This is a genomic window from Streptomyces sp. NPDC046925, from assembly GCF_040644915.1.
GTDB lineage: Bacteria > Actinomycetota > Actinomycetes > Streptomycetales > Streptomycetaceae > Streptomyces.
Map to the genome: position 1 here is coordinate 137,232 of NZ_JBEYWZ010000009.1, position 19,327 is coordinate 156,558.

General features: G+C 71.4%; 16 protein-coding genes. 6 read left to right on the forward strand and 10 right to left on the reverse strand.

Features of this window, described 5'->3' with window-relative positions; all coding sequences use genetic code 11:
* Positions 1-447 carry a subtilase-type protease inhibitor gene (locus tag ABZ906_RS30990; protein WP_361388315.1) on the reverse strand — a complete coding sequence of 149 codons (447 nt, stop codon included), beginning with the start codon at positions 445-447 and terminating at the stop codon, positions 1-3.
* Between the two features lie 293 nt (positions 448-740).
* A complete protein-coding gene (locus ABZ906_RS30995) occupies positions 741-3,185 on the reverse strand; it encodes a polysaccharide lyase 8 family protein (RefSeq protein WP_361388318.1) in 2,445 nt (814 codons plus the stop codon).
* Between the two features lie 141 nt (positions 3,186-3,326).
* On the opposite strand from ABZ906_RS30995, the gene ABZ906_RS31000 reads away from it, so the two are divergent.
* The gene (locus ABZ906_RS31000; RefSeq protein ID WP_361388321.1) at positions 3,327-4,010 is read left to right on the forward strand and encodes an alpha/beta hydrolase; all 684 of its coding nucleotides are present in this window, start codon (positions 3,327-3,329) and stop codon (positions 4,008-4,010) included.
* Between the two features lie 98 nt (positions 4,011-4,108).
* Here the strand turns inward: ABZ906_RS31000 and ABZ906_RS31005 are convergent, their stop codons facing one another.
* Entirely contained in the window at positions 4,109-4,936 is an 828-nt protein-coding gene (locus ABZ906_RS31005; RefSeq protein ID WP_361184730.1) for a hypothetical protein, read from the reverse strand.
* 396 nt (positions 4,937-5,332) lie between these two features.
* Between ABZ906_RS31005 and ABZ906_RS31010 the strand changes: the two genes are divergently transcribed.
* On the forward strand, positions 5,333-6,061 hold the full coding sequence (locus tag ABZ906_RS31010) for a class I SAM-dependent methyltransferase (RefSeq protein WP_361388324.1): 729 nt from the start codon (positions 5,333-5,335) through the stop codon (positions 6,059-6,061).
* Between the two features lie 49 nt (positions 6,062-6,110).
* Here the strand turns inward: ABZ906_RS31010 and ABZ906_RS31015 are convergent, their stop codons facing one another.
* Positions 6,111-7,049 carry a helix-turn-helix domain-containing protein gene (locus ABZ906_RS31015; protein WP_361388327.1) on the reverse strand — a complete coding sequence of 313 codons (939 nt, stop codon included), beginning with the start codon at positions 7,047-7,049 and terminating at the stop codon, positions 6,111-6,113.
* A 239-nt stretch (positions 7,050-7,288) separates the two neighbouring features.
* Here ABZ906_RS31015 and ABZ906_RS31020 point away from each other — a divergent pair, with 239 nt between their 5' ends.
* Both ABZ906_RS31020 and ABZ906_RS31025 read left to right on the forward strand, forming a co-directional pair.
* Positions 7,289-7,822 (forward strand): DUF2269 family protein, encoded by a 534-nt coding sequence (locus ABZ906_RS31020; RefSeq protein ID WP_361184723.1) that lies wholly within the window; start codon positions 7,289-7,291, stop codon positions 7,820-7,822.
* Positions 7,823-7,981: 159 nt separating this feature from the next.
* On the forward strand, positions 7,982-8,935 hold the full coding sequence (locus tag ABZ906_RS31025; protein WP_361184721.1) for a D-2-hydroxyacid dehydrogenase: 954 nt from the start codon (positions 7,982-7,984) through the stop codon (positions 8,933-8,935).
* 76 nt (positions 8,936-9,011) lie between these two features.
* Here the strand turns inward: ABZ906_RS31025 and ABZ906_RS31030 are convergent, their stop codons facing one another.
* The 4 genes from ABZ906_RS31030 to ABZ906_RS31045 form a co-directional block, all read right to left on the reverse strand.
* Complete coding sequence (locus ABZ906_RS31030) at positions 9,012-10,214, reverse strand: type III PLP-dependent enzyme (protein WP_361388330.1); 1,203 nt, start codon at positions 10,212-10,214, stop codon at positions 9,012-9,014.
* Complete coding sequence (locus ABZ906_RS31035; RefSeq protein WP_361388333.1) at positions 10,211-12,019, reverse strand: IucA/IucC family protein; 1,809 nt, start codon at positions 12,017-12,019, stop codon at positions 10,211-10,213. Before ABZ906_RS31035 ends, ABZ906_RS31030 begins: the two co-directional genes overlap by 4 nt.
* 127 nt (positions 12,020-12,146) lie before the next feature.
* On the reverse strand, positions 12,147-13,961 hold the full coding sequence (locus ABZ906_RS31040) for an IucA/IucC family siderophore biosynthesis protein (protein ID WP_361388336.1): 1,815 nt from the start codon (positions 13,959-13,961) through the stop codon (positions 12,147-12,149).
* On the reverse strand, positions 13,958-15,163 hold the full coding sequence (locus ABZ906_RS31045) for an ATP-grasp domain-containing protein (protein WP_361388339.1): 1,206 nt from the start codon (positions 15,161-15,163) through the stop codon (positions 13,958-13,960). Before ABZ906_RS31045 ends, ABZ906_RS31040 begins: the two co-directional genes overlap by 4 nt.
* Positions 15,164-15,664: 501 nt before the next feature.
* On the opposite strand from ABZ906_RS31045, the gene ABZ906_RS31050 reads away from it, so the two are divergent.
* Together ABZ906_RS31050 and ABZ906_RS31055 are read left to right on the forward strand one after the other, a co-directional pair.
* The gene (locus ABZ906_RS31050) at positions 15,665-16,555 is read left to right on the forward strand and encodes a (2Fe-2S)-binding protein (protein ID WP_361388774.1); all 891 of its coding nucleotides are present in this window, start codon (positions 15,665-15,667) and stop codon (positions 16,553-16,555) included.
* A 50-nt stretch (positions 16,556-16,605) separates the two neighbouring features.
* Positions 16,606-17,733 carry a 2-oxoglutarate and iron-dependent oxygenase domain-containing protein gene (locus tag ABZ906_RS31055; protein WP_361388342.1) on the forward strand — a complete coding sequence of 376 codons (1,128 nt, stop codon included), beginning with the start codon at positions 16,606-16,608 and terminating at the stop codon, positions 17,731-17,733.
* On the opposite strand, the gene ABZ906_RS31060 is transcribed toward ABZ906_RS31055, so the two are convergent.
* The gene (locus ABZ906_RS31060; RefSeq protein ID WP_361388345.1) at positions 17,720-18,454 is read right to left on the reverse strand and encodes a Clp protease N-terminal domain-containing protein; all 735 of its coding nucleotides are present in this window, start codon (positions 18,452-18,454) and stop codon (positions 17,720-17,722) included. The genes ABZ906_RS31055 and ABZ906_RS31060 overlap by 14 nt on opposite strands.
* A gap of 75 nt (positions 18,455-18,529) precedes the next feature.
* Positions 18,530-19,177, reverse strand: a complete 648-nt coding sequence (locus ABZ906_RS31065; RefSeq protein WP_361388348.1) for an HD domain-containing protein — start codon at positions 19,175-19,177, stop codon at positions 18,530-18,532.
* Positions 19,178-19,327: the final 150 nt, after the last annotated feature.

The window sequence follows — 19,327 nt, forward strand, 5'->3', positions numbered from 1 at the left end:
TCAGAACGTGAGGGTCGCGCCGCCCGTCAGGCGTGCCTGCATTTCGCAGGTGTTGCCGAAGGTCGCGGACCACGCGACTCGTCTGCCCTGCCAGACGCCGTCCACGGTGACCACGACGGGCTTCCACTCCTTCGTGCAGGCCATGCCGGGCGTCTTGCCGACCAGGCGGGCGAACTCGCCGTTGGCCGACTGGAGTTCGGCGCAGGCTGCGGACGCCGAGGGGTGGCTGCCCGAGGCCTCCTTGGACGTACAGGTCAGGGTCACGGCGCGCTGCATGGTCGCGGTGTCCGCCTCTTCGCCCTGGCCGACGGCGAGGACCAGTGACGAGGGCGCGTAGAGGCCGGCGGCGGCGGCCTTCGGCTGGGCCTGCGCCGTGCCGGCGGTTCCGGACATCACACAGGCGGCCACGACAGCGGTGGCGCCCACCGTCTTGAGGAAGAAACGCACGTCAACTCTCCTTTGATGCGGGGGGTGTTCCTGATTGCGTACGGGAGTCTTGCCGGTGCGGAGAGTGAGCACCAAATGTATGGTCGATTTCCGGATGCCTGTGTCCGCTCAGCGGTCACTCAAATGATGTTCGAGCAGCTCAGCGTGCGCGAAGGGGGAAGGTGGACAGGGCGCTCGCGCTGTCCAACATGTGGACCGGAGGTGGTGGTGCAACCCAGAACAACCGTCTGACCTGCGGCAACAGATTTTTTGATTTTCTACCGGAATCCAGGGTCGACCGGAAAGCATCGGTGCTAAGAGCTGCCCAGCTTCACGGTGATCCGCTGACTGGCGCCCCTCGTGCCGCTCAGATTCCCGAAGGTCAGCTTCAGGGACGCGCCCGTGACCGCAGACGTGACCGTGGCGGGCTTGGCCGTCACCGCGGAGACGGCGCGCCGCCAGGTGAGGGTCAGGGAGGTCTGCGCGCGCATCGGGTCACTGACGCAGATGACCGCGGTGCCGTCACTCTTCTCGCTGATCTGCACCGAGCAGGGCGCGCTCGCGGTGAGCTCGCCCACCGTGCCGCCGAACCAGAAGTTGACCCCGGTGAAGCCGAGCGAGGGCACGGAAACCCCCTGCTGGTCATCGGAGTTGGCCAGGACCCGGAGCCATCCGGTGTCCGCCGAGCGCGCCGCCGTCTGTGCCGCGCTCGCGCCCGGCATCAGGGCGTAGGCGTACGTCCCGTTCGTCGGGGCGGTGCCGTGGTCGACGTACAACGTGAGGTACTTGCGGGTGATCGCGGTCGTGGCGCCGCCCTTGTTGATGTCGCTCCACTTGCCCGTACGCGCCTCGCGCAGTGCCTTGACCGTCGCGCCGCCGGGGAAGACATAGCCGCCGTGGCCCCCGATGTGCGCCCACTTGGCTCCGGTGAGGGTCGCCGACCAGGGCGTCGTCGTCGGCTTGGCGGCGCCGTCCACCTGGAAGGACGTGGTGCCCGTCGGGCCGAGGTTGCGGTTCTCGACGGTCGTCTCGACCGCCGCGCCGTCCGTGCAGACGATGCCCGCGCCCAGGCACACGATCGCGTCGTCCAGGCAGAACCACGACTTCTTCGCCCGCAGGGTGCTCTGCAAGCCCTTCAAGTACTGACCGATGGAGGCGCGCCCGCCGTCAGTCGCGCCGCCCACCCACTTCACGTCCGGCATCGACGCGCCCCAGTCGCCGCCCGCCGCGTCCGCGAGCACCTTGCGCGAGGCCGTGATGCCGGGCAGCCGGCCGGGATCGACGGTGGGCCAGAAGGCGTCGCTGTACTGGCCGTTGGCGTAGGTGTCGCCCCACCAGTAGAGCATTCCGGAGCCGGTGTGCCAGCCGCGCAGGTTCTCGCCGTTGCCTGTCTCGTAGTACGTGATGCGCGGATCGGCCATGCTGATCGAAGCCGCCCAGCCGGGGCGTCGGTGCGTCGCGCGGGCCATGTCGGGGAAGAGGCGATGGCCCGTGGGCTCGGCGATCGCGGTCACCGAAGCGTCGTCCTCGACGTCCTGCAGCCGGGCCAGGCCCGTCAGGCCGAGCGAGGAATCGCTCAGCGGCGGGCTGTAGTAGTCGCGCCGCATCCAGCCCTTGACCAGGCCGCGCCAGCGCGCGTTCTCGGCGGCGCTCGCGCCCTGGCCGAGGAGCACCACGGCGGACATGATCGGGTGGCCGCGCCGGTGGTCGTCGGCCTGCGTCCTGGTGGCGTCGGAGGCGGAGAGGCCGCGGCTGATCGCCCGCCCCGCCACGCCGTCCATGACGAGGCCGTTGTAGAGGAACGGTGCCCACGCCTTCTCCACGGCATCGAAGACGATCTGCTTCTTGGCGTCCGTGACCTCCCAACCGGATCCGCGCAACAGGGCGAAGAGCATCCCGAGCCCGCCGAGCATCACCGATCCGTACGACCCCGTGTACGGCACGGTGGTGTGCTGGATGAACGAGCCGTCGGTGTAGAGACCGTCCCCGCTCGTCACGTACGGGAAGACGGGGGAGAGGGCGTCCCTGGCAAGGGCGATCTTCGCGGCGGAGTCGCCGACGACCCCGCGCAGCGCGAGCACCCGGCACAGGTCGACGCGGTTCGCGCCGGTGCTCGTACCGGTGTAGCTGCCCACCGCCGAGTCGGGCACGAAGTGGTCGACGGCCTTGCAGTAGTTGTCCACTTGGGTCGCCGAAAGCTGGTCGTACATCAGCACGCAGACGTCGAGGAGGTGCTGCGGGGCGCCGATCTGCCAGCTGTACCAGTTGCCGAACCGCGCCTGGTTCTCGTTGTAGACCTGCGTGTAGAGGTGGTCGAGGCCGGTGAGGATGTCGGCCTTCAGGCCCGCGTCGCCGGTCAGGCCCGTGCCCTCCTGGCGGTAGGCCTGTGCCATGGTGCTCAGCCTGCTGTAGCCGGTCACCACGTTCGCCGAGTAGCCGTACGACTCCTGGTCGGTGTCCGGATCGGGGTCGGCGTACGAGGCGTCGGGCCACAGAGACCCCGCGGCGGGGGCCATGGTGCCGCGCAACTCCCGTGCGGTGGCGCCGAGTGCGGCGAGGCGGCTCTTGAAGGGCTCGGCCGTGGGGGAGAAACCCTCGCCGAGTATCAAGGCGGCCCACTTGGTGCGCAGCGCCGCGTACGCGTCGGCGGCCACCGCCGCTGCCGCCTCTTCGGAGGGCAGCATCCCCGAGGCCGTCAGGGCGAGCGCGGAGCCGCCGGTGCTGAGCAGGAAGGCACGGCGGGACCAAGGAGAGTGCATGGGGTCTCCGATGGTGGAGGGAGGGGAGGGGAGTGATTTGAGGGGCGCGTGAGGGGGCGGAGGCGAGGAGAGCAAGCGCTTTCTAGCATGGGTCCAGGCCACTGCTCAATGGTTCGGTCGACGCGCTGTAGCGTCAGGGGCATGAGCGATCACGCAGTGGTGGATGTGGGCGACGTACGCCTGGCCTATCGGACCTGGGGCGACTCGTACGGAGCGCCTGTCGTGCTGCTGCACGGGCTCGGCGGTTCATCGGAGACCTGGGAGCAGGTCGGGCAGGCGCTCGGCCAGGAGTGGCGGGTGTACGCGCTCGACCTGCGCGGACACGGGGAGAGCGACTGGCCCGACGAGTACTCGGTCGAGCTGATGCGGGACGACGTGCTCGGCTTCCTCGACGAACTGGGCCTCGACCGCGTCGGCGTCGTCGGGCACTCCATGGGCGGGGTCGTGGCGTACCTGCTCGCCGAGGAGCACCCCGACCGCGTGGAACGCCTCGTCCTGGAGGAGACGCCGCCGCCCTATCCGCGCGACTGGGTCGAAGCGCCGGGCCCCGATGGGGCCATCGACTTCGACTGGCCCGTCTCCCCGGCGGTCCGCGCCCAGATCTTCGACCCCGACCCGGAGTGGGCCGAGCGGCTCGGCGAGATCGTCGCGCCGACCCTGATCGTGGCGGGCGGCCCGGACAGCACCATGCCGCAGGAGCGTATCCCGGACATGGCCACCGCGATCCCCGACTGCCGGGTGATCACGATGCCGGTCGGGCACTTGGTGCACGAGGGGAGCCCGCAGAAGTTCGCGGCGCGGGTCAGCGAGTTCTTCACGAGCTGAGCGGCTACGCCGAGACCCGGGCGTCCGTCCCGAGCGTCCGACGCCGTGGTGCGGGGGCCTGGCTTTCGGCCACGCCCCCGCGCCGCGTCCGCCGGCGGTTATGCGGGCCGGGGCCGTGACTGGTGCAGGCGGGTGTAATAGCGGCCGTCGGCCTCGAGGCCGGTGGGGTCGTCACCGGCCTCAAGCACCAGTTCCACGGCACTGGCCTGCTCGGCGGGGTCGCTGAACAGCCGCTGCGGATAGGTCCGTTCGGGATCGGTGTCGGTGGCGAGGCCGTGGGCGTCCAGGACGGCGAGGATCTCCGTGTAGGGGACCGTGCGCAGGACGAACGCGCTCACCCACACCGGGATGCGCGTCGCGTCGAGGAGCGCGTCGAAGGTGTGGTGGGTGATGTAACCGATGCCTCCGGTGACCGTGATCAGGCCGACGCGCCCCACGGCGTGGCGCAGTGCGTCGCTGGGCGGGTGACGCTCGAGGTTCTCGGCATAGGCCTCGTCGAGCAACCCCACCTCCAGGGCGTAGCGGACGGCGTTGCCCGCCGTGTCGAGACCGATGACCGGCACCGCGTCCGCCAGCCGCCGCGAGGCGTAGAACTTTTTGTCGGACTCGATGAGTTCACCGCGCGTGAGGGCGGCCGTCTCGGCGCTGGTGTAGCGCGCGTAGAGGTCGGCGAGCGTGAGGTCGTGGTTGAGCAGCGCCGCGTTGATCCCGTAGGAGCAGCAGACGTCGAGGACCGTGACGGGGAGGCGGGTGCCGCGCACCGCGGACCGCTGGGCGAGCGTGCGCCGGAAGACGTCGCGGGCCTGCTGCGGTATCTCGTACCGCAAGGGGGCCAGCGTGCGGAAGTACGCGCGGGGATCGTCCTCGTCGTATATGTCGTCGAACCGGGTCTTGCCTGCCGCGGTGGTGGTCCGGGCACCGGTCATGAGCATGCCTCCTCGTGCTGAGTGGCGGGATCTACGGCCGCGATACGTCTATACGACCCCTGGCTCAACCCGGTAGACCTCCTGGCGGTAACCGGCCACAGCGGCGGTCGGAAGTCCGTGGAACCGTCCGGGCCCTCCATGTTTGAACGCTGGTCGAAGCCCGCTGATCCGCTGCCGGTCAGGAACACCTCCGACGCTGGTTCAAGCCCGAACGGCTGGGACCAGGCCCATGCCGCGGCCGGTCGTTCCGGGATCGGCCCGCACCAGGAAGGGCGGCACGAGGGCGAAGCTCAGGTGGAGTCCCTCTCGGTGGTCACGCCCTGCCATTACCAAGATATGCCCCGGTTTGTCCATGGTCGAGCCCCTGTCGTCCCGCCCCTGACTAGGGTGGGCACGGTGTTCACCTCCCAGGGACCCACGCTCCGCGAACTGGCCGTGCAGGCTCTCTCCTCCATCGAGGACGGCTACGACCTGCTGGCCCCGAAGTTCGACCACACCCCGTTCCGTACGCCCGACCGCATGCTGCACGCGGTCGCGGACACCCTGCGTGGCCTCGGACCGTTCGACGCGGGCCTCGATGTCTGCTGCGGCACCGGCGCGGGCGTCGAGACGCTGCTGCCGCTGTGCCGTGAGCGGGTCACCGGCGTCGACTTCAGCGCGGGGATGCTGGCCCGGGCGCAGGCCGCCGTCGAGCCACGGGACGGCGGGCCCGCGGTGGAGTGGGTGCGGGCCGACGCCCGTGCGCTGCCCTTTACGGGGGCCTTCGACCTGGCGGTGAGCTTCGGGGCGTTCGGGCACTTCCTGCCCGCCGAACGGCCGCGGCTGTTCGCGGAGGTTCACGGGGCGCTGCGGCCCGGCGGGGTCTTCGCCTTCCCGGTCGGCGCGCCGCAGCGCATGACGTCGCCGCTGTACTGGGCGCTGCTCGGCTTCGACGGGGTGATGCGGGTGCGGAATCTGCTGTGGAAACCGTCGTTCGTCATGTACTACCGGACCTTCCCGCTGCGCGGTGTGCTCGAGGACCTGCTCCGGGCCGGGTTCACGATGCGGCTGCGTCCGCTGGAGGAGTTGGGCCGCCGCGGTGACGGCAGCCCCCACTGGTGCCTCGTCGAGGCACGCAAGGTCTGAGCGACGCTCTGAGCGGCGCTCTGAGCGACGCGACGGACGGCGTCCCGGGTCACTGGAACGCCCTGCGGTAGGCCTGCGGGCTGACACCGGCGACGCGCTTGAAGCGGTCGCGGAAGGCGGTGGGTGAGCCGAAGCCGACCTGGTCGGCGATGCGTTCGACGGAGTGCCCCGTCGTTTCGAGCAGATGCTGGGCCTGCCGGATACGGGTGCGGTGCAGCCACTGCAACGGCGTGCTGCCCGTCTGCTCGCGGAAGCGGCGCAGCAGCGTGCGGGTGCTCATGCCCGCCCGCCCCGCGATCTCCTCCAGGGTGAGCTCGCGCTTCGCGTTCTCCTCCAGCCACAGCAGGAGCGGTTCGAGCTCGGAGCCCTGCGGTGTGGGCGGCGCCTCGGAGACGATGAACTGGGCCTGGCCGCCCTCGCGTTCCAGGGGCATCACCGAGAGCCGGGCCGCGTCCGCGGCGACGGCGGACCCGTAGTCCCGGCGGATCAGGTGCAGACACAGGTCGAGTCCGGCGGCGGCCCCGGCGGACGTCAGGATCTGCCCGTTGTCGACGTAGAGGACATCGGGGTCGACGTCGATGTCGGGGTAGCACTCGGCGAGCCTGCTCGCGGCCATCCAGTGCGTGGTGGCGCGCAGCCCGGACAGGAGGCCGGCCGCGGCCAGCGTGAAGGTGCCCACGCAGATCGAGGCGATCCGGGTGCCGTCGGCCGCCGCGTCCCGCAGCGCGTCGAGCACCGCGTCCGGGACGGGTCCGGACACGTCGGAGGTGCCGGGCACGATGATCGTGTCCGCGTCCGCGAGCCCCTCAAGACCCCATGGCGCCTGGATCGTGAACAGACCGGCGTCGGTCTGCGGCGCCGCGGCGCAGACACGCACGCGGTAGCCGGGGCGCCCGCCCGGCAGCCGGGTGCGGCTGAAGACCTCGATGGGCGTGGACAGGTCGAACGGGATGACGGTGTCCAGCGCCAGGACGGCCACGGTATGCATGGCGGAAACGTACGGCAGTGTCGTCATCCCGCCAAGCGCGAATGCAGGGGCTACGGCTTCTCCGTACCGCACGAGCTGGACGAAGAGCCCATGGCGGTATCTGTGCGAAGCCTGTCACTAATGCCACTGTCGGGAGGCCCGAGCGCTGACTAATCTCGGCGGCCGGGTCCCGGTCGGGAGCCGCCAGATCTCCGCCGTTCCCCGGGAAACCGATCTCCGAAAGTCCGAGGACCCCTGCCGTGACCAAGTTCTTCCTGACGCTCCATGTACTGGCCGCCATCCTCGCCGTCGGCCCGGTCACCGTGGCCGCCAGCATGTTCCCCGCAGCCCTGCGCCGGGCACAGGCCGATCCGCAGGACGGGGCGGCCGTCGCCTCGCTGCGCCTGCTGCAGCGCATCTGCTCGGTGTACGCGTTCGTCGGCGTCGCCGTCCCCGTCACCGGGCTCGTGACCGCCAGCAGCCTGGGCGTGCTCGGCAGTGCCTGGCTGATCGCCTCGATCATCCTCACGATGGCCGCGGCCGCGGTGCTCATCGTGCTCGTCCTGCCGCGCCAGGAGGCGGCGCTCGAAGCGGTGACCGGGACGGGGGATGGCGAGGGGGGCCGGGAGGGAGACGGCGGCGCAGGCGGTCAACTGGCCGTCGGGACGGGCGCGGTGGCCGTGGGGGAGCGCGCCGGCGCCCGGCTGGCGATGTACACCGGCATTTTCAACCTCCTCTGGGCCACCGTCACCGTCCTCATGATCATCAGGCCCGGCTCCACGACGGGGGCCTGACCTCCCGGCGCCCGCTCGCGGCGCACAGATCACTGTTGACCCTCGTGCGGCACAAGCCCTAAGTTCGGTGAACGTGCGTTCACCAGCGCTTTCCTTACCACGGGGGTATCAGGAATGGTCCGTGCACCACACGCTCAGCAGGCCTTAGACCGGGCCGGTATGCCACCGGACGCCCTCCTGTACGTGGAGCTCGCGCTCGACACCGACGAACAGGCGCGGATCCGCGACATCGCACCGGGCCCGGTCTGGTTCACCGAACCGGACTCCGGCTCGCCCGACGACGCCCGCGTCCTCTCCGATTCCCACTTCGCCCTCGGCAACCCCCGGGCGGACTGGCTGGAGAACGCGCCGAACCTGCGCTGGCTGCAACTCGCGTCCGTGGGCATCGACCGCTACGCACGCCTCGACTGGCCCGTCCTCGGCCAGCGCCTCGCCGTGACCAACCTCGGCGGCCTCTTCGCCGACCCCGTCGCCGAGACCTGCCTCGCGGGCATCCTCGCGCTCTACCGCGGTGTCGACGTGCTGGCCGGGCTCCGCGCCGACGAGTCCTGGTCGAAGCTCGACGTCCGGCCCGGCCTGCGGCTCCTGAGCGGCGCGAACGTCCTCATCCTGGGCAGGGGAACCATCGCCCTGCGCCTCGCCCAACTCCTCGCGCCCTTCGGCTGTACCGTCGCGCACTTCGCACGGGGCGACGGCGACATCCGCACTCCGCAGGAACTCGACGCCGCGCTGCCCGGGTTCGACATCGTCGTGGGGCTGCTGCCGGGCACCGACGAGACCGCCGACCTCTTCGACCGGCGGCGCATCGGGCAACTGCGACCCGGCGCGGTCTTCGTGAACGCGGGACGCGGCACCCTGGCCGACGAGGACGCCCTGGTCGCCGCCCTCGCCTCGGGCCGCCTCGGCGGCGCGGTCCTCGACGTCACCCGCGAGGAGCCGCTGTCCGCCGGGCACCCGCTGTGGAGCTGCCCGAACGTCATCCTCACCCAGCACACCGCGGGCGGCTCACGCGACGAGGCGGAGCGGATCATCGACCTGTTCGCGGACAACTGGCAGCGGCTCACCACCGGAGAGCCGCTGCGCAACGTCGTGCGGTGGTCCCGGGGTTACTAGGGGGCCGGGTCCCATGGCGCAAGCAGACGTGGAGCCGTAGCCGTAGCCAGAGTCGGAGCCGGAGCCGTAGCCGGAGTCAGAGGAAGTGGAAGCCCGGCCGGGGGTGCATGAGGAAGTCGTGGTGCGAGATGTTCCACGCGTACGCGCCCGCCATCGAGAACACCACCCGGTCCCCGGCCCGCAGCCCCGCCACCGGAACCCGCCGGGACAGGACGTCCTTCGGGGTGCACAACTGTCCGGCGAACGTCACCCGGTCCTGTCGCGCCTCGGAACGCGGCCAGGGGTGCGGCCACGGCTCGCGCGCCGGAAGCACGGTGCAGGGCTGGTCGTGGCCCTTGGCGGCGGGGGTGCGCAGATGGTGGGTGCCGCCGCGCACCACCGCGAACTCCTCGCCGTGGCTCTGCTTCACGTCCAGGACCTCGGTGGCGTACCAGCCGCAGTACGCGCTCAGTGCCCGCCCCGGCTCGATGCGGAGCGTCAGTCCGGGGTGCGCCCAGCAGAGCCGGGCGAGGCCTTCGCCGTACCGGGCCCAGTCGAAGAGCGCGCCGGGGGCGGTGTAGTCCACGCTCATCCCGCCGCCGACGTTCACCTCCGCGAGCCGGATGCCGTGCCGTAGGGCCAGCGCCTGCGACCAGGTCACCATGGTCTCGGCGACCGCCAGTTGCCGTGGTGCGTCGAGGCCGCTGGCCAAGTGGGCGTGGACGCCGAGCAGATCGAGCTGGGGCAGGCTGCCGTCGGTGAACGAGGTGACCACGGAGTCGGCTTCGGCCGGATCGATGCCGAAAGGCGTGGGGCGACCGCCCATCGTGAGGGAACTGCCCGTCAGGGAGGCGTCGTCGAGGGCGAGATTGAACCGCAGGAGCACGCCGACCCGGGTGTGCGGCACGACGCGGGCGGCGAGCGCGCCCAGCATCCGCAGTTCGTAGGCGCTTTCCACGTGGAAGCGGGCCACGCCCAGCTCAAGGGCGGCCGTGATCTCGTCCGGTGTCTTGCCGGGTCCGCCGAAGGCCAGCGGGTGTCCGGTCACCGCCTTGGCCACATGGGCGAGTTCGCCGCCCGACGAGACCTCGTAGCCCTGCACGTGCGGGCCGAGCGCGGCCAGGATCTCCGGCTCCGGGTTGGCCTTGGCGGCGTAGTAGAGCTCGACCTGGCGGGGCAGCGCGGCGCGCACGGCGGCGGCATGCGCGTCAAGGGCCGCGAGGTCGTAGAGGTAGGCGGGCAGCTCCTCGGGAGGCAGGCCGAGGGCGCGGTCACGTACGGCGGGGGTGGGGTCGGTCATCCGGCGGCGCTCCAGGGTGCTTCGGTACGCGGACCCAGGTCCCGTACGTGCTCGGCGAGCGTGAAGGGTGAGGTGAGACGGACGTAACCCGCGTCCCGGTCGGCCTTGCGCTCCCAGCGGGTGAGCAGGTTGGCCTTGGCGGGCAGCGGCACTCCGGCGAGCAGGGCGCTGAGCCGGGGCGGACAGCCGTGCCGGTCGGCGAACTCCTGCACCGCAGCCCGGACCTCGGACCACAGGGCGGGCTCGGTGTGCGGGTGGAGATCGGCGAGGGCGGCGAGCAGTTCGGCCACGTGATTGACGAGGAGGCAGTAGACGACGCGGTCCCAGCCGCGCTGCGCGTCGTACGTCAGCGGCCCCGCGACCTCGGGCGGGAGCGCGGCCAGGGTCTTCGCGTGGCGCTCGGGCACGAGCTTGGTGCCCTCCAGGTCACGGAAGAGCACCCGGGCGGGCATGCCGTCGTCGTCGACGCAGACGAGGACGTTCTGCAGATGCGGTTCGAGCACCAGGCCGTGGTCGAAGTACGCGGCGAGCACCGGCGGCAGCAGGAGCCGCAGGTAGGTACGCCACCATTGGAGGGCCCGCTTCGGCCCCGCGCCTTCGAGGAGACGGGAGATATGACCCGGCCCCGTCGGATACTCGTCCGCGACGGCCGCGGCGAGCAGCGGTGTCGTGCCGGGCAGGAGGCGTGCTGCCAGGCCTTCGCGGACGATGACGCCGAAGCCCTCCAGGAGGGCGAGGTCGGGTCGGCCGTCCGGTCCCGGCAGGGCCAGGCTGCGGTAGGCGGGTTCGCGGAGCACGGCGCTGCCGGGGAAGCGGGCGGCCAGGTCGTCCAGGGCGCCTTCGAGGACGCGGGTGAGCGCCACGGCGCCCGAAAGCTCGTAACTGGCGTTCTTGCGCAGGCAGTTGGTGATGCGGACGTTGAGGCTGAACTTCAGGAAGGTGTCGCCGTCGTACAGCGTGCGCACGGAGGCGGTGGCCGCGAAGGGGGAGGTGCCGGGCCCCAGGTCGATCACGTCCTCGCGGCCCAAAGCGGCGCGCAGTCCCGGATGTCCCCGCAGCAGGTCGTACTGCCAGGGGTGCAGGGGAAGGAGGCGATAGCCGTGCGGCACGCTCCCGAGGCGGTCGAGCGGGGCAGTGGCGTCCGGCCGCGCCGACTCCTCGGCGATGAGGTGGTCCCGTACGGCGAGGTGGCGCAGCGGGAAGACGGACGCGGTCTCGGGGGCGTACGCGGACCAGTCGGCGAGGTCGCCGCCGCGCGCCTTGGGGGTGGGGTGGAAGCGGTGGCCGAAGAGCAGGGACTGCTCGGAGGCGAGGTAGTCCGCGAGCCACTTCGGGCCCGATTCCGTGGCGGGGGCCGAAGGCGCGGCGTGGGTTGTTCTTGTGGTGTGCGCCCGACGGGCGGCGAGTCCGGCGCTCACGCCTTCATGGCTGGAGGCGATCTGCGCCAGGAACTCCTCGTTGCGCACGCCGGTACGCAGCGAGAGCTCGGCATGCGTGTACTCGGCGAGGCGCGGCCAGTCCACCTCCGCCCAGCGGCCGTTCCGCTGCTCGGTCACCGGGCCGGTGAAGCGATGGGCGCCCAGGAGCGACGCACGGCGCAGCGCGACGCGCAGCAGCACCCCGCGGCGCGGCAGCCGGAGCAGAAGAGCGCCGTCGACGACGGCGGTCTGGTGCTCGGGCCCCGAGACCTCGCGCAGCAGGCAGTTGAGGAGGGTGTGCGTCACCGCCCGGTCGGCGCCGGGCAGGGCGGCGGGCTCGGCGGGCAGGGCGGACGGTGCGGCGAACGTGCCGGTCGGCAGGGACATCAACGGCTCCAGCGGATGCGGGGCGAGCGGCGGAACAGGGCGGGAGGAACGGCGGCGGCCAAGGGGGCACAGGGGGCGGCGAGGCCGGGTCGGGCGAGTGTGTTCCCCGACGGTGCGGTGGTGGCCGTCATGAAGGCCCCGTGCGCCGCAGGTAGTTGGGGCCCGTCGTGTAGTGCTTGTTGATGTCGGCGGCCCCGGAACGTTCCTTGGAGAGCAGGGTGCCCGCGGTGACCATCGCCTTGACCGGCAGCTCCGCCGCGTCCAGGACGTGCGTGCGCAGGAGCGCGCCGGGCTCCCCGGGGCCTGTGCCGAGCCGCTCGACGGCCTCGGCGAGCCGGTCGCGCACGAGATCGAGCAGTCGCGGCAGCGGGGCGCGGCCGTGCCGGGCGAGACCGAAGGCGTAGGAGCCCGCGCAGAGGTGGAGGGTGATGGTGGTGAAGAGATCGAGCACGGGCCGGTCTCCGTCGACGAAGATCCTCGCATCATCGAACTCTGCACCGTCCAGGGCCTGTTGACCCATGACATCGTGCAGACGGGCGAGGTTGACGCGCGGTCCGTCGTTGTCCTTGAGCAGCAGTCGCAGCCGGGTCCGGCGGTCGCCGCCCCCGCGGGCGGGCTTGTCCAGGACCAGCGAGATGTTCTGTTGGTGCGACTCCAGGGCGATCCCGTGGGCGAAGAGGGTGGTCTGCCAGTCGAAGAGGAGGGCGAGCACGGCATCCAGGAGTGCGAGGGGGTCGCCGTCGTAGAAACGTTCGGCGAGGTGGTCGATCACCAGGCGGTCTGTGCCGGGTGCCGGGCACAGCAGGGCGGCCATCGGCACGACGGCGGAACCGTCGAGGCCGGCGGGGTAGCGGCGCAGGAGCACGGCGATGAGTTCATGCCCGGCGTGGGCGAAACGGGTCTCGTCCGCGTGCAGGACGACGTCCCTGAACCGGGCCTCGCGGGCGATGACGGCTTCGACAAGACGCTGGCCCGCGGCACCGTCGACGAGCGTGCCCGGCTTGATGGTGCGGCGATTGCGCAGGCCCAGTGTGGCGGTGGCGAGGGGCAGCTTGAGGTGGTCCGCGGGGCGGGAGGAGAGGGCGACGGTACGCATCGACAGGGTCGGTACGACATCAGGCCCGGGTCCCTCGACGAGCCGGGCCCGCCCGCCGAGCCCCGCTTCCCGCAGCGCGTCCCGCAGGGGTCCGTCCGCGGTCAAGGGGTGCACGGGGAGTACGAGATGGCTGCCTTCGAGTCCGGGCACGCCCGCTGCGGCGGGCGACAGCCATGCGTCGCTGTCGCTGCTGCCGCCGACGACGGCGACGGCCTCGCGGGGCAGGGCGAGCTGCCGCACCGTGAAGGTCGGGTGGAACTCGGGTGCGTACGCGCGCAGTTGGTCGGCGGACAGCCCGGAGCGGCCGCGCGAGGTCGGATACACGGGGTGATCCGCGCGCGCGGCGAGCGTGTCGTGGGCGAGCCCGCCGCCGAGCCCGGTCCAGGTGCCGGGATCACCGCCGTAGCACCTGGTGAGCAGGGCGTCCGTCTCGCTCCTCGTCCCGGCGTGCAGCCGCATGGCGTCGAGCGCCTGCCCGCACTCCGCGGCGAAGGCGTCGAAGCCGCCGCGGTCGACGGGGTCGGCGAGATCACGCAGGGCGCGGAGGATGCCGCCCGCGTCGGTGAGTTCCGCCCCGTCCGACTCCCTCCGCAGCAGGGGGAGCCTTGCTGCGTACGTCCCCTGGTAGCCGTCCGGGCATACGGGCATGAGCAGGGCGTCGCCGTGCGAGCCCGGCACAGGCACCGGCACAGGCCCCGGCACAGGCACCGGCAGCCTCAGCCACGAGCCGTCCGCCTCCCGCACCACGCTGCTCCGGGTGCGCCAGCCCACCACGTCCTCGCGCAGAAGCGCACTGAGTACGCGTAACAGGAGCCCGCCCTCGACGCCGACCGCGAGGTCCGTCACGGTGTGATCTCCCAGTGATGCCCCGCCACGAAGTCCGCCACGGCCCGGTCCACCGCGGCCTGATCGGTGCCGGTGGCGCGCACCACGCCGAGGAAGTCGCGGTTGGTCCCGTGGAGTTCGTGCCGCTCGCCGATCTCGCGCAGCGGACGGTACGTCAGCCGTACGCCGTCGACCGTCTCTTCGGATGAGGGCGGCGCGGCCGTCAGGGTTCCGGCACTCCGCGCACAGGGGTAGTCGAGCCGCGCCCGGCCGTCGGTCCTCGCGCCCAGATCCGCCGGGAGCGGCTGGCCCATATGCGTACGCAGAATGTGTTCGAAGAGCGGGATGTCCAGGAGCTGGGCGAGGAGAAGGTCGCACTGGTCGCCGATGGCGCGGTAGTTGACCTCGATGAGCCGTGCTCGTCCCGCCGCCACCACGAACTCCGTGTGACAGGCGCCGAAGCCCACACCCAATGCGTCCAGTTGTGCAAGCACCTGCGCCGTCACCGGTTCCGGATGCGCCGGGACGAACGTCATCCGCTCCTCGATGAAGTGGGGCGGCGGCGACACCTCCGTACGGAATCCGCCCAGGACATGCCGGACCCGGCCGTCGCCGAGCGTCTCCAGGGTGCACAACTCCCCGGCCAGGTACTCCTCGATCACCAGCGCCGCTCCCGGTCGCCGTGCCTGTATCTCAGCGCACCGCCGCGCCAGCTGACCGGGCCCTTCGACCAGGACCACGTCCTCGCTCGCCACGCCCTCGCGCGGCTTGACCACACAGGGGAACGGCACGTCGAGCGCGGTGAGCACGGACGGATCCTGCCCCGCGGGGAGTTCCGCCGACCAGACGGCGTCGGCGCCCGCGGCCGCGAGGTGGCGCCTCATCTGCGCCTTGTCCTTGGTGCGCAGCGCCGTACGCCAGTCCTTGCCCGGCAGCCCGAAGTACTCCGCTGCCAGGGCGGCTTGGGTCTGCAGGTGGTCGCTGTTGGTGAAGACCGCGCCGGGGGAGTGGTGCGCGGAGATCCGGCTGATGACGGCGCGGAAGTCGCGCACGTCGCAGTCAAGGATCTCCAGGGTGCTCAGGGACCGCGGTGCGGGAGCGCGCCGGTGGGCATCGGGCTGATCGGTGAGGAGGGTGACGTCGAGGCCGAGCCTGCCCGCGGCGGGCAGAAAGCCTTCGGTGACCGAGTCGGTGGGGTTGCGGGCAAGGACGTACAGCCGCATGGTGCGTTCACTTCCGGGTGCGAGCGGAGGTGGATGTGTGGAGGAGGAGCGTAGGGGCGGACCTCAGGAAGGACTTGCCCGCAACAGACCCATGCGGGGACGCTCGCCGCGCGGCCGGTTCGGCGTCCGGCGCCCCGGCCACGTCGGCGAGGACGTGCTCCGCGGCCGGACGGGGCGCCCTTCTGCCGGGTCCTGCCGGGGTGGGACGCGTTCCACGGGCCGCGTCGGATGCAGGGCACAGAGAGGGGTCCGTCGCGTGAAGAGGCTGTCTGGCGGGACGGCCCGGGCGATCTTGGACACGGGACGAGAGTTTAGGTTAGGTATGCCTAACGATGTCAACTCGCCGTGAGGGCGGGGTCACTCGCGAAATCGTGACGCGCGACGCGCCGTTCCCGATGCGGCAAATTGAAGAAAAATAAGGTAAGCCTTACCTAGTTCCCGGTGGATGGCTCCACCGGCGAACGATCTATGGACCTGCCTTCCAAGGAGTTACGAGTGCCGCTGACCGTGGCCCCGGACCTGGCGCCGACCGCCACCGCCCTGAGCCCCGCCGCCCTGCTCGCCACGACCTACCGGCGTCTTGCCGCGCACTGCGCGACGCTCGACGTCACCGTGGCGCAACCCGGTTCGAGCGCGGGGCAAGGGTGGGTCACCGGCGCCGAGCTGACGGCACATCAACCTGCCCTGGAAGCCTTCGTCGCGGCGGAGGCCGCCCGCATCCGCTCCGGCCACGACCACACCCCCCGCCCGGACGTCGCCGCGTCCCGCGCCCTGCACGGCTACCTCTGGTCGGTCTCGCTGCTGATGAGCGGAGCCTGGTACCTGGAGCGGCGCGTGCCGCGCATCCGCCCGCAGGACGTCCGCGTCCACCTGGAGACCGGCGCCTTCGAGATCGTGCCGGGTTCCTTCGCCTGCTTCCCGGACGACCCGGCGGCCGGACTGCCCGGAACGCGGGTCTTCCCCGACGAGGAGTCGCTGCGCGCCGAACTGCGCGCCGCGGTCGTCGCGCACATACGCCCCCTGCTCACCGCCATCGGACCCCAAGCGCGGCGCGGACGGCGCGTGTTGTGGGGCATGGCCGGAGACGATCTCGTCTCCGGCATCTGGTACCTGGGACGCATGCTCGGGCAGGAGGACGAGGCGCTGCGCGCGGTCGACGCGCTCCTTCCGGGCCCCGTCGCGCCCTTCCCCGGCGGCGCCGCCTTCCGCCATCTGACGACCCGTGACGGCGAGCGGCACCCGACCCGTACCCGCCTCGGGTGCTGCCTGTACTACACGCTGCCCGCCGCCGAGGCGTGCGGCACCTGCCCGCGCGTCTGCGACGCGGAGCGGCTGCGCAGGCTGGAGGCGGACATGACGCCGGCCGATGCGCCGTCGGAAACCGCGCAGTGAATCCGTGATAGGGAATCTGGCGTAGCCCCAGCTCACGTCAGGAGACGCCCATGTCCCCGTCCACGACCGAGCCGTCCTCACCGGCCGCCCCCTTCGAGGTTCCCGTCGTCGACATCAGGTCATACGTCGACGACGGCCCGGAGAGCGAACGGGCCCGTGTGGCCGGGGAGATGGACGATGCGTGTGCACGCGTCGGCTTCGTCCAGATCCTCGGCCACGGGATTCCCGACACGACGCTGCGGGGCCTGAGCGCTGCCGTGGACGGGTTCTTCGGCCTGCCCCTGGAGACGAAGAGGAGCTACCGGGTGACCGGGGCCAACCGCGGCTACAGCCCGCCCCGCAGCGAATCCCTCAGCCTGAGCCTGGGCGTGGAGTCCGCCGGACACATGAACGACTTCTTCGAGGCTTTCAACATCGGCACCGAAGCCCGCTCGTTCCCCGGGCTCGATCTGTCCGAGGACGACTACGGCCTCAACGTCTGGCCCGCGCAGGTGGCGGGCTTCGAACCGGCGGTGCTCGGCTACTTCGCCGAGGCCGGCCGGGTGGCACGGACCCTGACCCGCATCTTCGCGGACGCGCTCGGGCAGCCTCCCGGCTTCTTCGAGTCGCTGACCGATCACTCCATCGACGTACTGCGCATGAACAACTACGCCCTGCCGGAGGGCTCCGTCCGGCTCGACGGCGAGTTGACGGGGATGGGGGAGCACACCGACTTCGGCCTGGTCACCGTGTTGTGGGCGGACCAGGTCGCCGGGTTGCAGGTCCTTGGCACCGACAGGGCCTGGCACGACGTGTCGCCCGTCGACGGCGCGCTCCTGGTCAACCTCGGCGACCTCACCGCCCGGCTCACCAACGATCGCTGGATGTCCACGCTGCACCGGGTCAAGCCGCCGATCGTCGACGGCGGCATCGTCCGGCGCCGGTCCGCCGCGTACTTCCACGACGGCAACGTCGACGCGGTCATCGCCACGCTGCCCGGCCATCTCGGTGGCGACGACGAACTCGCCTACGAACCGATTCTCGTACGCGACCACATCAAGGCGAAGCTGGCCGGGTCCCGGCAGGGCAAGGCGAACGCGGCGGCCGTCCGGGAGGCGGCGCGGGTGCGCGCGGCCGCGGGGTACGGGGTGGGTGAGGGCGGTCCCGCGGACGGGTCCGCCTCGGTCACCCCTGGTTGACGGAGGCGCGGATCGCCTCCAGGGCCTCGGTGATGTGCGCTTCCGCTGCGGCCTTGTCGATTCCGAGCGCGGTGAGCGTGCCCTTGCCGTCCTCCGCCTCCAGGAGCGAGAGCAGGATGTGCTCGGTCCCGACGTAGTTGTGGCCGAGCCGGAGCGCCTCGCGGAAGGTGAGCTCCAGGACCTTCTTGCCCCCGGCGTCGTACGGGATGAGGTCGGGTACGTCGCCGACCGCGGGCGGCAGCGAATCGGTGACGCTCTCGCGGATCGCGTCGAGCGAACGGCCCTGTGCGACAAGGGCCTTGGCGGCGAGCGCGTCCGGCTCGGTCAGGAGGGCGAGCGTCAGATGGCCGGGGCCGATCTGGTCGTTGCCCGCGGCGCGGGCCTCCTCCTGCGAGGCCATGACCACCTTCCTCGCCCGTTCGGTGTAGCGGCTGAAGCCCTGCCGGGGGTCGAGGTCCGACATCTCGCCGGGGTCCTTGGGCACGAACCGCTTCTGGGCGGCCTGCCGGGTGACCCCCATGCTCTTGCCGATCTCCGTCCACGAGGCGCCCGAGCGGCGCGCCTGGTCCACGAAGTGGCCGATCAGGTGGTCGGCGACATCACCGAGGTGATCGGCTGCGATCACGGCGTCGGAGAGCTGGTCGAGTGCTTCTTCGGGGTGGGCCTTCTTGATGGCCTGGATCAGGTCGTCAAGGCGGATGGGGTGGGTGGGCTGCGTCATGTGTCAACGGTAGGTTGACAGGCGAGAGGTCGTCAACCCCGAGTTGACACTCGGTTTCCGGTGCGGCTCCCCGGTCTACTCCGACCAGGGGGACTTCTGGATGACCTCGACGAAGTCGCCGCGGGTGAAGCCGGGAACGAAGTGCTCCAGGACGTCGGCCTTCACGTTTCCGAAGGTGGTCTCCGGCTTGGGCGCGATGCCCTCGGTGAAGGCCTCGAGGATCCGCCGCTTGAAGTCGGGGCGGGGGTGCAGCGCGGTGATCTCCGCGCGCTCCTCGGCGGTCAGGTCGTCGTAGCCGATGCCGAGCACGTCGTACTCCACCCCGGCGGTCACGAGGGCGACCTCCGGCTCCATGAATTCGGGGATGCCCGGAGTGGTGTGCAGGGCGATGGCGGTCCACACCCGGCGCACGCTGTCCTCCGGCACGCCGTGCGCGTGCAGGAAGCCGCGGGCCTCGTCGGCGCTGTCCACCTCGAAGCGGCGACCGCTGTCGTGGAACCGCTCGTCCAGGCCCAGGTCGTGGAACATCGCGCCGATGTAGAGCAGCTCGGGATCGAAGCTCAGCCCCCGCCGGCCGCCCTGGAGGCTGCCGAACCAGAAGACACGGCGGGAGTGGTGGTAGATCAGCTCGCTCGTCGTGTCCCGCACCAGCTCGGTGGCCGCGGCGGCCAGCTTCGTGTCCGGCACGGACACTCCGGCGGCGGACGACGCGTGGACGGTCATGGCGTGGCTCCTGTCGTGGCGGAGGAGGGGCAGGGATGCGGACCCCTGTCTGCTGCTGGCACCAGCCTGCTCGATCCACGTGCCCGCGGCCATGTCCCTGTGGACAGGCACCCCACACATCAGGACACGCGCTGCCGCTACCGTGGTCCC